The 15075-nt window shown below is 45.1% G+C and carries 10 protein-coding genes; 9 read left to right on the plus strand and 1 reads right to left on the minus strand.

Annotation, left to right across the window (positions count from 1 at the left end; translation table 11 throughout):
- Nucleotides 1-5 precede the first annotated feature (5 nt).
- Nucleotides 6-4625 (minus strand): EAL domain-containing protein, encoded by a 4620-nt coding sequence (locus DXX93_RS20125; protein WP_258872778.1) that lies wholly within the window; start codon nucleotides 4623-4625, stop codon nucleotides 6-8.
- A gap of 400 nt (nucleotides 4626-5025) precedes the next feature.
- On the opposite strand from DXX93_RS20125, the gene DXX93_RS20130 reads away from it, so the two are divergent.
- The 9 genes from DXX93_RS20130 to DXX93_RS20165 all read left to right on the plus strand — a co-directional run bounded on the left by DXX93_RS20130 (nucleotide 5026) and on the right by DXX93_RS20165 (nucleotide 15032).
- Nucleotides 5026-6207, plus strand: coding sequence for an IS4 family transposase (locus DXX93_RS20130; RefSeq protein ID WP_116006317.1), 1182 nt, complete (start codon nucleotides 5026-5028; stop codon nucleotides 6205-6207).
- A 265-nt stretch (nucleotides 6208-6472) separates the two neighbouring features.
- Nucleotides 6473-8518: an oligopeptidase A gene (gene prlC / locus DXX93_RS20135; protein ID WP_116009677.1), complete on the plus strand. Its 2046-nt coding sequence runs from the start codon at nucleotides 6473-6475 to the stop codon at nucleotides 8516-8518.
- 36 nt (nucleotides 8519-8554) lie between these two features.
- A complete protein-coding gene (locus tag DXX93_RS20140; protein WP_116009678.1) occupies nucleotides 8555-9262 on the plus strand; it encodes a DNA-3-methyladenine glycosylase I in 708 nt (235 codons plus the stop codon).
- The gene (locus tag DXX93_RS20145; protein ID WP_116009679.1) at nucleotides 9262-10062 is read left to right on the plus strand and encodes a class I SAM-dependent methyltransferase; all 801 of its coding nucleotides are present in this window, start codon (nucleotides 9262-9264) and stop codon (nucleotides 10060-10062) included. The genes DXX93_RS20140 and DXX93_RS20145 overlap by 1 nt, the downstream gene beginning before the upstream one ends.
- Nucleotides 10063-10357: 295 nt before the next feature.
- The gene (locus DXX93_RS20150) at nucleotides 10358-12313 is read left to right on the plus strand and encodes a methyl-accepting chemotaxis protein (protein ID WP_147302734.1); all 1956 of its coding nucleotides are present in this window, start codon (nucleotides 10358-10360) and stop codon (nucleotides 12311-12313) included.
- A 69-nt stretch (nucleotides 12314-12382) separates the two neighbouring features.
- On the plus strand, nucleotides 12383-12538 hold the full coding sequence (locus DXX93_RS20855; protein WP_181902286.1) for a hypothetical protein: 156 nt from the start codon (nucleotides 12383-12385) through the stop codon (nucleotides 12536-12538).
- A gap of 26 nt (nucleotides 12539-12564) precedes the next feature.
- On the plus strand, nucleotides 12565-13041 hold the full coding sequence (locus DXX93_RS20155) for a peroxiredoxin (RefSeq protein WP_220347588.1): 477 nt from the start codon (nucleotides 12565-12567) through the stop codon (nucleotides 13039-13041).
- 141 nt (nucleotides 13042-13182) lie between these two features.
- The gene (gene ftnA / locus DXX93_RS20160; RefSeq protein WP_116009681.1) at nucleotides 13183-13713 is read left to right on the plus strand and encodes a non-heme ferritin; all 531 of its coding nucleotides are present in this window, start codon (nucleotides 13183-13185) and stop codon (nucleotides 13711-13713) included.
- 107 nt (nucleotides 13714-13820) lie between these two features.
- Entirely contained in the window at nucleotides 13821-15032 is a 1212-nt protein-coding gene (locus DXX93_RS20165; RefSeq protein ID WP_116009682.1) for an NAD(P)/FAD-dependent oxidoreductase, read from the plus strand.
- Nucleotides 15033-15075 lie beyond the last annotated feature (43 nt).

Raw genomic sequence — 15075 nt, forward strand, 5'->3', positions numbered from 1 at the left:
TTTGCTTAACCTTTAGCGACCGTACTAAACTCATTTTTATTCTCAGCGAGTTTTTCGGTGAGTTCATCCATGGTCAAAGGCGAGTAGTAAAAGTAGCCCTGAATCAAGTGACAATCGTGATCAACCAAGTATTGCAGCTGCTGTTTAGTTTCAACACCTTCAGCCACACAGGCAATATTCAAACTGCGGGCCAGTACTAACGTTGAATCAACAATCGCCTCATCTTCGCGCGACTCACCGATACCGCACACAAAACTGCGATCTATCTTAATGATATCTAATGGTAATTTTTTGATGTAAGAGAGCGATGAATAGCCCGTACCAAAATCGTCTAGCGCCATGCGACAGCCCATCACTGACAGCGTATTGATCGTTTGAATCGCTTTTTCTGGCTCACTCATAAAAGCACTTTCCGTGACTTCAATTTTTAGTGCGCCAGCGGGAATTTGATAGTCTTCAAATTTCTCCGCTAAAAATGTCACTAGGCTAGCATCGGCAAAATGTTTTGCAGAAACATTAATGGATAAGTAAAAATCCGGCCTCAACGATCGCCAGAACTTTAATAACACGAGGGCTTTATCCAGTGCGATGCCTGTCATGGCAGCAATTAGCCCCATTTCTTCAGCCAGTGGAATAAACTTATCTGGCGGCACTAAACCGTTGTCGCTTTGCCAACGCATCAAAAGTTCAGCACCAATAATTTTGCCTGTGTGAGCATCAATCACCGGCTGATAAACGTTAAAGAACTCATCGTTTCTAACCGCTTGCTTTAAGCTAGACTCCATCGTTAAGCGCTGTTTAGCTTCCAAGTTCATATGCTCAGTGAAAAACTGGAAGTTGTTGCGACCTTGCTGTTTCGCATGGTACATAGCAACATCAGCATTGCGTAACAGCTCATCTTGCGAAGCAGAATCATCAGGGTACATGGCAATACCAATACTCGCGCCAACACTCACTAACGTGCTGTTGAGCTTCACGGGCACTTCAACCACATCAATAATTTTTTGCGCAATACGGCTTAAATCATTGTGCGATTTAAAGTATTCCACGAGCACGACAAATTCATCACCGCCGATACGTGCAATGGTATCGTCTTCACGCAGAGCGTTGCTCAATCGATTGGTGATTTCCTGCAACAATAAATCGCCATAATCGTGCCCTAAAGAGTCATTCACTTGTTTGAATCGATCTAAATCGATAAAGAAGAGTGCAATGGTGTGATTGGTGCGGCGTGATTGCTCGATACCGTGCTTAATGCGCTCTAGCAGTAGCGAACGATTAGGTAAGCCCGTTAAATGATCATAGTTGGCAAGCTGGCGAAGCTCCTGTTCGGCTTTCTTTTGCGCACTAATATCGGTCATCACAAAGATGTAGTGATGCGTATTGTTCACTTTATTTTTGCTCACACTGATATTCATTAACACGTGGTATTCTTGGCCTAGCGGCGTTTGAATCAACTCTTCGCCGCTATAGTGGCCTTTGGTTTTCAGGGTTGGTAACAGTTCAAGATAATAATTACTGCGCTTGTCTGTTAAACCGAATAGCCCTCGGTGATAATCAAATTCTTCATTTTTCCAGCCAAACACTTGACCCATCGATTGATTAACCGTGACACGCTCAAAATTTTCATCAATGATCACCACCCAATCTTGAGTATGCTTAAAGGCGTCACCAAAGTTTAAAGCGCGCTCTTCATCAGCACGCGTTTGAGTAATGTTCGAATAGGACCCGGTCACTCGATCTGGCTCACCATCGATATTGCGGGTCACAATTTTGCCGATATCTTTGTACCATAACCAATGGCCGTCGCTATGCTGCAAGCGATAGCTACATTCAAAGCTGTCAACATGCGAATCGCTCATTAGAAACGCGTGCCATTTGGACAAAAACAGTTCTTTGTCTTCTGGGTGGATCAAGTCTACGTGAGTTTCAAAACCAAGCGAAGTGTCCGGAGCTGCATAGCCTAAATCTTTTGTAAAACGCTTCGCATAAATACGGTTAGATTGGCTTTCCCAATCCCACACTTCGCTATCACTGCCTGTTAATGCCAATTGTAAGCGGTGCTCTCTTAACTTCACCGCTTCATGTGCTGCAATTAATTCTTGCTGTTTGTTGGCCCGCCAACGAAGCCAAAGAAACAAGCACCCTAAGACACCAAAACCGTAAAAAACGAGGGTTACTGGTGCTCGCCACAATGGATAAGAGACACTAAACAACAAGGAGCTAGGCGCAGACAACTCACCTGTGTAAGGCGACTTAGCACGTACAATTAGCTCGTAATCGCCAGGACTCAAGCTCGGAAAAGTAACATAGTGCTGACTGGAAAACGGCGCGTTTATTTCAGTAGGGCCAATAAGCTGGTAACGATATTCAATAGTGTCACGATGTAAAAATGAAGAAGTAGCAAAGTTGACGCGAATACCAATATCACTGTGTTTAAAGGCAAACGCCTGACCATTATTAATAAACGTGGGGACAGTTAAGTCACGTGATAACGTACTAACGCCAGAAAAGTTAACGCTAAAATCTTGGTTAATGGCCTCATTTTGGTTGTGCAGCTGTATCGGGTCAAAAATACTTAGCCCCAGCATTGTGCCATAGGCAATTTTTCCATCGACCATCACCGCATATGCATCGGCATTAAACTCATTGGTTGCTAGGCCGTCACCAATATCGAACTGACGCAGGTGTCGAGTGTTTTTATCCAATCGATAAAGACCCACTTGACTAGCAAACCATAAATGCCCCTCAGCGTCAGTCTTCACACCATAAATGTGCTCTTCTAAGGAGGAGCTAGCGGAGTCAATAAAGACTCTAGACTCAAGGCTTAAACCATCAAGTCCAAATAAACCAACACCATCATAGGCGATCCACAAAATATTGTTGTCATCTAACGCTAGGCTATTGATCTCAGCGTGACGAAACTCATGGTTATGATGAAACTGATAAACCAGCTGCAACGAATCAAGCATGGGGTTATAAACCCAGATACTGTCGTGTGTGGTTAATACCAACTGCTCCGGCCACAATGCCACATCAGTAAAAACTCGCTGAATTTGCTCAGGTGATAACACCTTATTAATCGCATCAAGCTTTTCCATTTCACCGGTTTTTAATGAAATTCGCCCAGCCCCTTCTAAGCCAAAAAACCATAAACTTTGCTGCAATATAGCGAACGTATAGCGCTCACCATGGCGCTGACACAGCCACGCTTGGGTTGTGGCAGAAAAAGGTTCTGGCACGACTCGTTCTAGCCGCTTATTAAACGGTCTAATTCCTTGCTCTGTACCAATCCATAGTGTATCGCCGTTGTCGACTAGTTTGGTAATGTCAGCGTGTAAATGTCTAGTGTGCTTGTGTAGCTCAATAGCATAGTGTTTAACTGTTTTAGTTTCAGTATTGATGCGGTTTAAAACACGCCCCGTACTTGCCCAAATAACCTTCGAGTCTTGACTATCCGCAGTCATCGCGTATACACCGCCTTGGCCAAGCCCGCTTACTTCTTGAGTTAGTGGGCTATTATTAGCGGTGCTAACATGCTCAACATTCCAAATGAGCTCACTGTTTGGATTCCAACGATAAACCCCATTTGACTGCGAACCAAACCAAAATATGCCACTGTTATCTTTGGTAATACTCAACACATCATTGTGTGCAACATGCGGGTTTATATCGGAAAAACGGAACAACAGCTGATAAACGAAATCTGCCGAAGTGGGGACGACTGTGTTTTCAATATCGGTGCTGTTTTCGATATCCGCACCGCTTTCACCTACCTGTACCTGCATCACTCCTTCATGCGATCCCACCAGCACTTTATCCCGCTCAGCATATAACGAACGTACACCGTGCATGACGTTCGGGTGAACAACGGGTAATTCAGCCAAGTTGTTAAAATAGCGAACGAGATCGGCAACCTCAAAAATTATCAAGCCAGCTTCTGAGGCAACAAACACGTGACCACGCCAACTAACAAAGTCATACAAACGATTGGCTTCAAAACCGTCTAAACTAATGCTGGAAACAACGTGATTAACAACTAAATCTAAGTGATTAATTTGCCCAGTTGATAATTCCAGAATAAAGGCGCCTCTGGGTGTAGCGACCAATAAAAATTGCGCAACTTGATAAACCCGCTCAATAGACTCGCCATCTTCTAATTGTTCGGCTAAATCAAGCACCAATTCAACTTGCTTACTCGCTTGGTTGTATCGCACAACCTTTTGCTCTATTGCAAGCCATGGCGAGTCAGCCGTATTGAATTTATGAGCAGCATCGGCAGTCGTGATAAGTGTTTCGCTATTGGAGAGTAATTGATAACTATCTGCTTGATAGTCATATCGGTAGATGCCTTTACCAGGCATGGTCAGCCATACAATACCTTGTGCGTCTTGTCTTATTTGCGTTACTGCATAGCGTTCAAAGTCACCTTCTGGGCCACTTAACGAACGCATGGTGTAACCATCGTAAATATTTACACCATGCTCTGTGCCTAGCCACAAGTAACCATTAGTGTCCTGCATCACCGCAAAAACACTGGCACTATTAAGACCATCAGCCACACTAATATTTGATAATGACAAACTGGTGTTGCTGATCGCAAAAACAGAGCGAGTGATTAACACACTCAGCAATAGCAGACACCACATTATTCGACGCAAACTAACTTACCCTAAACTAAAAAAGAAATACAAAGCTAACTTGCTATTATGCCGAAAAAATCCTCTTTCGTCCGCATACACAACAAGGTAAAACAATTCACTACAATTGATTTACACAGCCAGCAGTGAATGTTGGCATAAATCTGTAGTACCAATTGAATTGATTAATTGATCAATTCAGAGCGCTGTCAGCGGTGGGAGAACAAGCCAAATTTTTGTTGATATAGTTATTCTACATCTCATCAATTTGGCGTAGTTATCGCGACGCTGACACGCTCCCAAAGGGCTGAGGAATCCCCAAAAAGTGACAGGCATAACAATTTGTGATCTTATTGAATCGCCAAACACAATAAGGACAACTGCTATGCCTGTTAAATCACTATGCCACAACTACCTTAAAAATACCCTCTCTTCCTTCAATCGCGCACGCATGAAAACCTTAATGCTCAGTGCCGATGCGTTAATTGACTCGAATCGGTTAACTCTCACTGATATAGGTCGACACCTCGAAGGAAAAGCGTTCAGTAAAAACAAAATTAAACGAATCGACAGATTTTTAAACAATGACCACTTACAACGAGAGCTTATTGACATTTACCGTGCGCTTGCCAAGCCCGTTATAAGCCAATTGCCATACCTAGTCATTGCTGTCGACTGGAGTGGGTGCTGTGGCTCAAATTATCATTTGTTACGCGCTAGTTTATTGGTCGATGGTCGCTCAATGACGCTCTACAACATGGTTGTTGAAGAAAAGGATAAGGAAACCCGTACCACTCATCAATTGTTTCTCTCACGATTAAGTCACATATTGGCGGGGCATGCGAAAGTGTATATCACATCTGACGGCGGCTTTTTAACACCTTGGTATGCCGAAGTACTTGCCCACGGATGGGATTTTATTGGTCGACTGCGAGGTACAATGAAGTGCCAATTGAAACAGCAGCCAACGCAATGGCAAACCTTAGCGCAGTTAAGAAAGGACGCCAGTTGTACACCTAAAAATTTAGGGAGCGCAAGGTTAACGCAACACAGCAAAACGGGGTGCCAAGCGAGCCTGCACCTTTATCAAGGTGAGCACAGAGGCCGACGCGGGAAAAGCCGCTTTACTAAGGATGATAAAATGTACCGCAACCTTGCTCATGAACCTTGGCTCATCGCGACATCTGATGCCGAGCTAACAAGTCGCGAAGTAATCAATTTGTACGCTAAACGTATGCAAATAGAGCAAAACTTTAGAGATGACAAAAGTGAGCAGTATGGTTTTTCTTGGCGGTTTAGTCGAACGATGGGCATTAAACGGATGAGCATACTGTGCCTTATCGCTTGTGTAGCAAGCTTGGTACTCTGGCTTATTGGCTTTGAAGCAGAAAGAAGAAAATGGCACTTTAGGTTCCAAGCAAATACCGTGAGAAAGCGGCGCGTGCTTTCATTTCTGTCACTCGCCAAAAATATTGTCAAACAATGCCCTCACCAGTTAACAAAGAGGTTTATCAAAAGGAGTTGGTTAAATTTCATTAACGACTACAACAAGATAATCATTGTATGATAAATGGGGATCCCTCAGCCCAAAGGGCGAGTTTAAAAGGCTCATATGCTGCGTTATTGATTTTGCTTTCCATGTAAAAAGCAGAGCAAACATTCTCTGCCATCAAAGCCTTACCTCTAAGCCTTTTAATTCTCGCTGAATGATTAAGTAGTTATTTCACTTGGTATAATAGTAAACCTACAATAAATATAGTGCGCCTCTTGAATTACGCGACTACTGACTATAAATGTATAGCTGATAATAACCGATGCCTAAGGCTAACTTTATGACAAACCCATTACTGCAATCACATGCCCTACCTCAATTTTCAGCGATCAAACCTGAACACGTAAAACCTGCGGTGGAAAAAGCCATTGCTGATTGCAAGCAGAGTATCGAACAAGTGTTAACAAATAATGATACCTACACATGGCAAAATTTAGTCATGCCCATTGACGAAGTTGACGATGTTTTGGGTAAGTTATGGTCGCCAGTATCGCACCTAAATTCCGTATTGAGCAGCGACGAGTTACGCGAAGCCTATGAAAGCTGTTTGCCGTTACTGTCTGAATACGGCACGTTTGTTGGTCAGCACCAAGGCTTATACCAGGCTTATAAGCAGTTAGCCGAGAGCGATCACTACCAAACGTTAGACACAGCACAGAAAAAAGTGATCGACAATGCGCTGCGCGATTTTACCTTATCTGGCATTGCACTGGCACCGGAGAAACAAAAGCGCTACGGCGAAATTGTGGCCAAATTATCAGAGCTAAGCTCTAACTTTAATAACAACTTGCTCGATGCGACCCAAGCCTTTACCGTTAATATCACCGATGAAGCTGAGCTTGCCGGCTTACCTGAAAGCGCCAAAGCAGCAGCTGCCCAGCTCGCCCAAGCAAAAGAACTTAACGGTTGGCTGTTTACCTTAGATTTCCCAAGCTACTTACCTGTCATGATGTACTGCGATAATCGCGAACTACGCGAGAAAATGTACCGAGCGTTTGTTACTCGCGCCTCAGAGCTGGGCCCAAATGCCGGAGAATTCGACAACTCACAGGTGATGAAAGACATTCTTGCGCTACGTCACGAACTTGCTCAACTGCTTGATTTTGCCCACTACGCCGACAAATCGCTGGCCACCAAAATGGCTGACTCCAGCGAGCAAGTGATTGGCTTTTTACAAGACTTGGCGGCTAAATCGAAACCGCAAGGCGAGCAAGAGCTGGCAGAATTACACGACTTTGCCAAAGAAAAGCATCAAGTTGAAGCATTAGCTGCATGGGATTTACCCTACTACAGCGAAAAGCTGAAACAAGAGCGCTACGCAATTTCTGACGAAGAATTGCGCCCGTATTTCCCTGAGCAAACCGTTGTTGCTGGTTTGTTTGAGGTGGTCAATCGCTTGTTTGGTCTAACCATTAAACAACGTGAAGGTGTTGATGTCTGGCACCAAGACGTTAAGTTCTACGATGTTTACGACGAAAACGAACAACTGCGCGGCAGCTTCTACTTGGATTTATACGCGCGCGAGAAGAAGCGCGGTGGTGCTTGGATGGACGATTGCGTTGGCCGCCGTGCGCTGGCCAACGACACCGTACAACTACCTGTCGCTTACCTAACCTGTAATTTTAACGGCCCAGTAGGGGACAAACCTGCTTTGTTCACCCACGATGAAGTGGTCACTTTATTCCACGAATTCGGTCACGGTATTCACCACATGCTGACGCAAATTAACGCCTCAAGTGTTGCCGGCATCAACGGTGTTGCCTGGGATGCGGTTGAATTACCGAGCCAGTTTTTAGAGAACTGGTGCTGGCAACCAGAAGCGCTCAGCTTTATTTCAGGCCACTTTGAAACGGGTGCGCCATTACCGCAAAGCATGCTAGATAAAATGCTGGCCGCGAAAAACTTCCAATCGGCGATGCAAATGTTGCGTCAACTAGAGTTTGGTTTGTTTGATTTCACCATGCACGCGCAATTTTCACCAGAAAAAACCGAGCATATTCAAATGGTATTAAACGATGTCCGTGCGCAATATGCTGTCGTTAAAGCGCCTGAATTTAACCGCTTTCAGCACAGCTTTGGTCATATCTTTGGTGGCGGTTATGCCGCAGGTTACTACAGCTACAAATGGGCGGAAGTCCTATCAAGCGACGCGTTTGCCCGCTTTGAAGAAGAGGGGGTATTTAACCAAGCAACCGGCCGTAGCTTCTTGGAAAATATTCTTGAAAAAGGTGGCTCACAAGAGCCAAGCGAGCTATTTAAAGCCTTTAGAGGTCGTGAACCAGAAATTGATGCCCTGCTGCGCCACAGCGGCATTCAGGCGGCTTAGTCGTTGAATTTAGGCATTGAATTTAGGCGTTAAACGATGAAACTAGAAGCCTTCGATAAACTCTATCAGCGCGCCGCCGAACGCAAAGGCGGCGTGGCTCAGCTAAACCTATTACTGCCACCCGTGGAGAACCAAGCAGCCCTTGGCAGGTTGCCGGACGATCGCTATCTTGCGGCATTCACTAAAAAAGTGTTCCAATCGGGTTTTGTTTGGCGCGTGGTTGAGCAAAAGTGGCACGACTTTGAAGCCGTCTTCTTCGGCTTTAACATCGAGAAAATCTTGATGATGCCCGAAGACATGCTAGAGCGAAAAGCCGCCGATCCGAAAATCATTCGCAACTTTAACAAGGTGAAAACCATTAAAGCCAATGCGCAAATGATTTTTGAAGAGCAGCAAAACGGCCATTCCTTTGCGGAGTTTATTCAACAATGGCCAAGTGACAATATTATTGGTTTATGGGCGCACCTGAAAAAGCACGGTGCGCGTTTGGGCGGTAATACTGGCCCTTACGCCTTGCGTGCGCTTGGCAAAGATACTTTCTTGCTCTCGCGCGATGTTGAAGCCTACTTTCGCGCCCATGACTTAATCTCTGGCGGCCTGCAAACCAAAGCCAGCTTAACCACCATTCAAGCCGCGTTTAATCGTTGGCAGCAAGAATCAGGGTTAAGTTTAACTCAGCTTAGCCGCCTAGTGGCGTACGCCACTGGCGATAACTACATTCAAGTGCATGAGGATGATAGCTAATGGCAGACACTAACCTGCAGGTTGCCGTTGCTTACGTTCACAAAACGGATGTTGACTATGCCAAACAAGTGGCACAGCAATGGAACTTTGACTACATCGGCGACATCGCAGCGGCCACTAACTTTGACGAACTGACCTTCGTTTTACAAGTCAACGACCAAGTACTTGAATTAGTTAAACTCGACGAACCTAAACTCGCCCCCATAAAAGTGGATTTTGTTGATGGAGCAGTCGGGCATCGCCGTAAATTTGGGGGTGGCCGTGGCCAAGATATCGCCAAAGCCATTGGGCTCAAGCACGGTTTTAATCCTCATGTATTAGACGCCACAGCCGGTCTTGGCCGCGATGCGTTCGTGCTGGCAGCACTTGGTTGCCGACTAACGCTGGTCGAGCGTAACCCTGTTGTCGCCGCCTTGTTAGCGGATGGTTTAGCCCGCGCTCGCCTTAACGCCGACATTAGCGACATTGCTGAGCGCATGACCTTAATTCATCAGTCTTCGACACAAGATATGCCACAACTAGCAGATGTGGATGTGGTATACCTAGACCCTATGTATCCACACAAAGAAAAGTCCGCGCAAATTAAAAAAGAAATGCGCGTATTCCAACATTTGGTGGGCGCCGATATCGATGCAGATCAACTACTCGCACCAGCCCTGACACTAGCAGCATATCGCGTCGTGGTAAAACGGCCAACGTATGCCGAACACTTGGCAGAGAAAAAGCCTTCTACAGAAGTGAAAATGAAGAAAAATCGCTTCGACATTTACGTTAACAAGGGTATTCCTAAACCTGCATAATTCGCATGGTTCGTGATTAACATTCACTCAAAAAATTCGGTGTGTTGTAAACAAAAAGCAACACGCCGCCCCCTATTAATGCCTCGCCAATGTTGAGTAATATCAAGCTATCTTATTCATTTTATCGACTTTTTTATTAATTGATAAAAGTGAGTAGAGTAACTTTTACAGCTAACCCTCCAAAAATTAACGTTTTTATTACAAACACTTAGCTAAGTGCTGAAATATCTCCGTAACAAAAGTGTCACAATCTCTCTGTATTATCCGCGCCAATTTGGTTGGCGAGAGATAGGCTGTGCGAGTTTCAACTTTTTCCCGTGCCTCAGTAGTTGCAATTAGCAGCTTTGCGGTGATTTTTCTATTGACGATGTTTCAAGTGGCTGACACGCTTAAAGCTAATCGCCTGCTGATTACTGAGTACCAGCAGTTAAAGTCGAACACCACTGTCGATTTTTACCGAACCACCGCCAACTACCTGCAATCTGGCGATGTCAGCTTGTTAACGGATGCCGAGCAACAACTCGACGAAATTAGACTAGGTGCAAAGCAGTTAGCAATTACCGAGCTCGTCACCGAAATTACCGAGAAAACAGCACTTCTCAAACAACATATTGAAGAAAAATATCGTCCACTCGGTAAGCTTAGTGGCGATCCGATGGCGCTTTTACGCAACAACGAGCAAGGTATCGCTGCGTTAAATAGCAGCCTTGCTAACTATGCGCGCCAATCAAATAAGCTAAACAGCGATCAGCGCTTAGACTACCTTGCCACCACTAATCATATTGCCACTACCTTAACCAGCGTCATCAATGCTCGTACTAAAGTATTTGCCAGCGATAACGTTAATTCCTCGCTAATAGTTCAGCCCTTATCTGAGTTGAATGGTCTGGCTGGCAAGCTCGCTAATTTTCCATTGCTTGGCATTATGGAGGCGAGTGACGAAGACGAATTAAGCGACGATGACGACTTATTGCTTGACGATGAAGAAGATACAACCGATTTAAGCGAAGAGGCCTTGGCTGAGCTGCGCTCACTGGTTAATCGCTACCGCAGTGAATTGGACAACACACTAGCCCAACAGCAACAGCGCCAGCAAGGCTTAGCTTTGCTTAATGCCGATGTCGCCGCCATTGAAACGGTTATTATCCAAGGTGAAGCCGTCATCCTTGCTCAGCAAAAAAGTATTAATGATCGCATCACTTGGGTTGTGCTGGTGTTGATGTCAATTCTTGTCGTATTTCTTGCAGCAAACTACTGGCTCACGCGCAGTGTGGTGCTCAACCCGCTGCGCCGCCTGCGCGACAGTTTCGTTACCTTAGTAAATGAGGGGCGTGTTGATTTAATTGAAGGGATTCCAGCGAAAACTGAGCTAGGGCAAATCGCTGGCAGCTTTAACAAAATGGTGACTCAGCTAGCAGAAGAAGACAAACAAAAAGCCAAACAATTAGGCTTAGTATCAACCGCCATGCAAACCATGGAAACGCAAGCACAAACTATTTTAAATTCATCGTCAAGCACCAGCAGCCACTTAGCAGCAGTAGATGAGATTATGTCGGCACTGTCGCAAGTGACTGAACATGTAAACTCACTGTCGCAACAAGTGGTCGACAATGCGCAAGCGAGCCAACAGGCGCTCACTGACAGTCAACAAAAGGTTGATGAGGCACTAGCCGCCAGCGAGCAGACTAGCCTTGCGGCACAAGCAGGTAAAGAAGCAATTGAATCGCTCGGCCAATCAGTAGAGAGCGTCGGAACGATTGTTGATGTGATCAGCTCGATTGCAGATCAAACGAATCTACTGGCACTCAATGCCGCCATTGAAGCGGCGCGCGCGGGTGAACACGGCAGAGGTTTCTCAGTGGTTGCCGATGAAGTGCGCCAACTGGCCGGGAAAACACAAGAATCCCTTAAACAAGTGAGCGATCGTTTAGAACAATTAAACCGCGACAGCAAAGCGCTGGAAACCAATATTTTTGATATTGAAGCGGCTTCAAGCCGACAGCGAGAAATTTCTGATGTGCTCAATGAAAATACGGCTAACGTACTGCACCAAGCCAGTGCTTCTGCGCATGTTGCTGCCGACTCGTTAGCGCAAATTAACCAGCAACGCCAGCACTTCGCAGAATTTGAGCAAGCGATGGCAAGTATGCGTGGTGAGGTCACACATTCACGGCAGCTTGCGAAAACCATTTCAAGTGACGTTGCCGCACAAGTAGTTGATATTAGTGATACATTAAAGCTGGTTTCTTAGGGTATTTTCGTCAATCTGAGCAAGCAAATAAGCCGCTAATACTTTAGAATAAGTGTCAGAGGTTTTTTTATGGCTAAATCACTTTGTAAGTGGAAAAGAAAGGATATTGAGAAAAATATCCACGAGTTGATCCACATTGTTGATAAACCCCGTTTTATCTGTAAAGACTGCGCCCGCAGTGCGCATGACAAAGGCTTTTTGTGTAAGCCAATCAAACTAAAATAATCATTCATTAGACGAGAGCACAACAGATGACCATTGCCCTTAATGACAAGATGCCAAGCGGCCAACTACAAGAACTCAAAGATGGCGAGATGATCACTCACCAAACTGATGAGTTATTTGCCAACAAAAAAGTGGTGCTATTTGCTGTACCTGGCGCATTTACGCCAACCTGTTCAGCCGCGCACTTGCCGGGATACGTTGTTAATGCGGATGAATTTGCCGCTAAAGGCGTTGACTTAATTGCTTGTGTATCAGTTAACGATGCCTTTGTGATGAATGCTTGGGGCGCGGCACAGAATGCCGAGCATATTGCCATGCTAGGCGACGGTGATGGTAGCTTCGCTAAAGCCCTAGGTCTTGAGATGGAGACTGGCGCATTCGGTGGGTTGCGTTCTCAGCGTTACGCTATGGTCATTGAAAATGGCACAGTAACCTTGTTAAACGTTGAAAAACCAAAAGAATTTGAAGTTTCAAAAGCGGAAGCTGTGCTTGCTGCATTGTAATCAGCAATTATCGAGTGCATAACAGAAGATAAACAATAACCATTATCACTTTGTATCCATTTGTTTTTATTGGTTTTTATTTGTCATCATCGAAACTTTTTGGCACAATGCCGCCATTATTAACGCTGTGAGGTTGTTCCTATGTTGAAGCCGGAAATGGTTAAAGAGCTTAACCAACAAATTAATTTAGAGTTTTACTCATCAAATATGTATCTGCAAATGAGCGCTTGGTGTGAAGACCAAGGCTTTGAAGGTGCAGCAGAGTTTATGCGTAAGCATGCACTTGAAGAAATGGATCATATGAACCGCTTATTCACTTACGTCAGTGAAACCGGTGCTATGCCAATTTTAGGCGCTATTGAAGCGCCGCCGTACGAGTTCAGTTCATTAGCTGATGTGTTTGAACAAACATACAAGCACGAATGCCATATTACAGAGCAAATTAACAGCTTGGCGCATAAGGCTTTTACCTCGCAAGATTACTCAACCTTTAACTTCTTGCAATGGTACGTTGCTGAGCAGCACGAAGAAGAAACCTTATTCAAAAGCGTGCTCGATAAAATCAATCTAGTTGGTCACGATGGCCACGCACTATTCTTTGTTGATAAAGACTTAGCGGAAATGGCTAAATCTGGCGGCAATGGTAGTGTAATGACGGATGCCAACGCCTAAGCACACTCGCTTTAAGCAAATACATCACAAAAAATAACAGGGGCTTGATAGCCCCTTTTTTGTAATCTCACTATAATAGCGGCTTTATTTTCAATAGAGCCTTTTTCATGTCAGTTGTCACTACAGACGTTTTAATTATTGGCGCCGGTGCCGCCGGCCTTATGTGCGCCGCCACCGCTGGTTATCGCGGAAAATCTGTTACTGTCGTGGATATGGGGAAAAAGCCCGGTCGTAAAATTCTGATCAGTGGTGGTGGCCGCTGTAATTTTACCAACGAAAATGCGCGTCCCGAAAACTACCTGTGCCAGAACCCACACTTCGTTAAATCAGCACTAAGCCGCTACAGCGCGCAAGACTTTATTGAGTTGGTAGATCGCCATGGGCTTGCTTATCACCATAAAACTTTAGGCCAGCTATTTTGTGATGATAGCGCGCAAGATATCGTTGATATTTTGATGACCGAGTGTGACTGGGCAGGGGTAAATATCGCGCTACGCAGCGAAGTGCTGTCAGTAACCGCCTTATCTAGAGAAAGCGAAGAAAGTGAACAAGGCTACCAAGTTGTCACCTCAGGTGAAACTTACCAGTGCCACTCTTTGGTTATCGCTTCAGGTGGCTTAACCATGCCGAAATTAGGAGCAACACCTATCGGCTATAAAATCGCAGAGCAATTCGATTTAGACGTTTTGCCAACCATGGCAGCACTGGTGCCATTTACCTTGCACGATCACGACAAACAACGTTTTGACGGTTTGTCAGGCATTAGTTTGCCAACAGTTGTCACCGCTGATGATGGCACCCAATTTCGTGAGAATATTTTGTTTACGCATCGCGGCTTATCCGGCCCCGCAATACTGCAAATTTCGTCATTTTGGCGAGCAGGGCAGGCAGTAACTATTGATCTACTGCCAGACAGTCCAATTGCAGAGCTCGTCAAAGATTGGCGTCAAAACAGCCCACAAAAATCACTGAAAAATTTGCTAACCACTGTGTTACCCAAACGCTTAGTAGAAGCTATGGTCAACAACAAAGAGCTGACCGACAAAGTGATCAGCCAACTCAGCAATGAAGAAGTTACTTACTTGCAACAATACCTACACCACTGGCAAATTAAACCTAACGGCACCGAAGGTTACCGCACCGCAGAAGTCACCTTAGGCGGCGTCGAAACTGATGAACTCAGCTCAAAAACCTTTGAGGCGAAAAACGCCAAAGGCTTGTTTTTTATTGGCGAAGTGATTGACGTAACGGGTTGGCTTGGGGGCTACAACTTCCAATTCGCGTGGAGCTCTGGTGTAGCTTGTGGGCAGGCGGTTTAATTGTATTCTGCTATTAAAAAATGAGACATTCTAATAGTAAAAG

It is taken from the genome of Thalassotalea euphylliae (genome assembly GCF_003390335.1).
In the GTDB taxonomy this organism is placed as follows: Bacteria; Pseudomonadota; Gammaproteobacteria; order Enterobacterales; family Alteromonadaceae; genus Thalassotalea_F; species Thalassotalea_F euphylliae_B.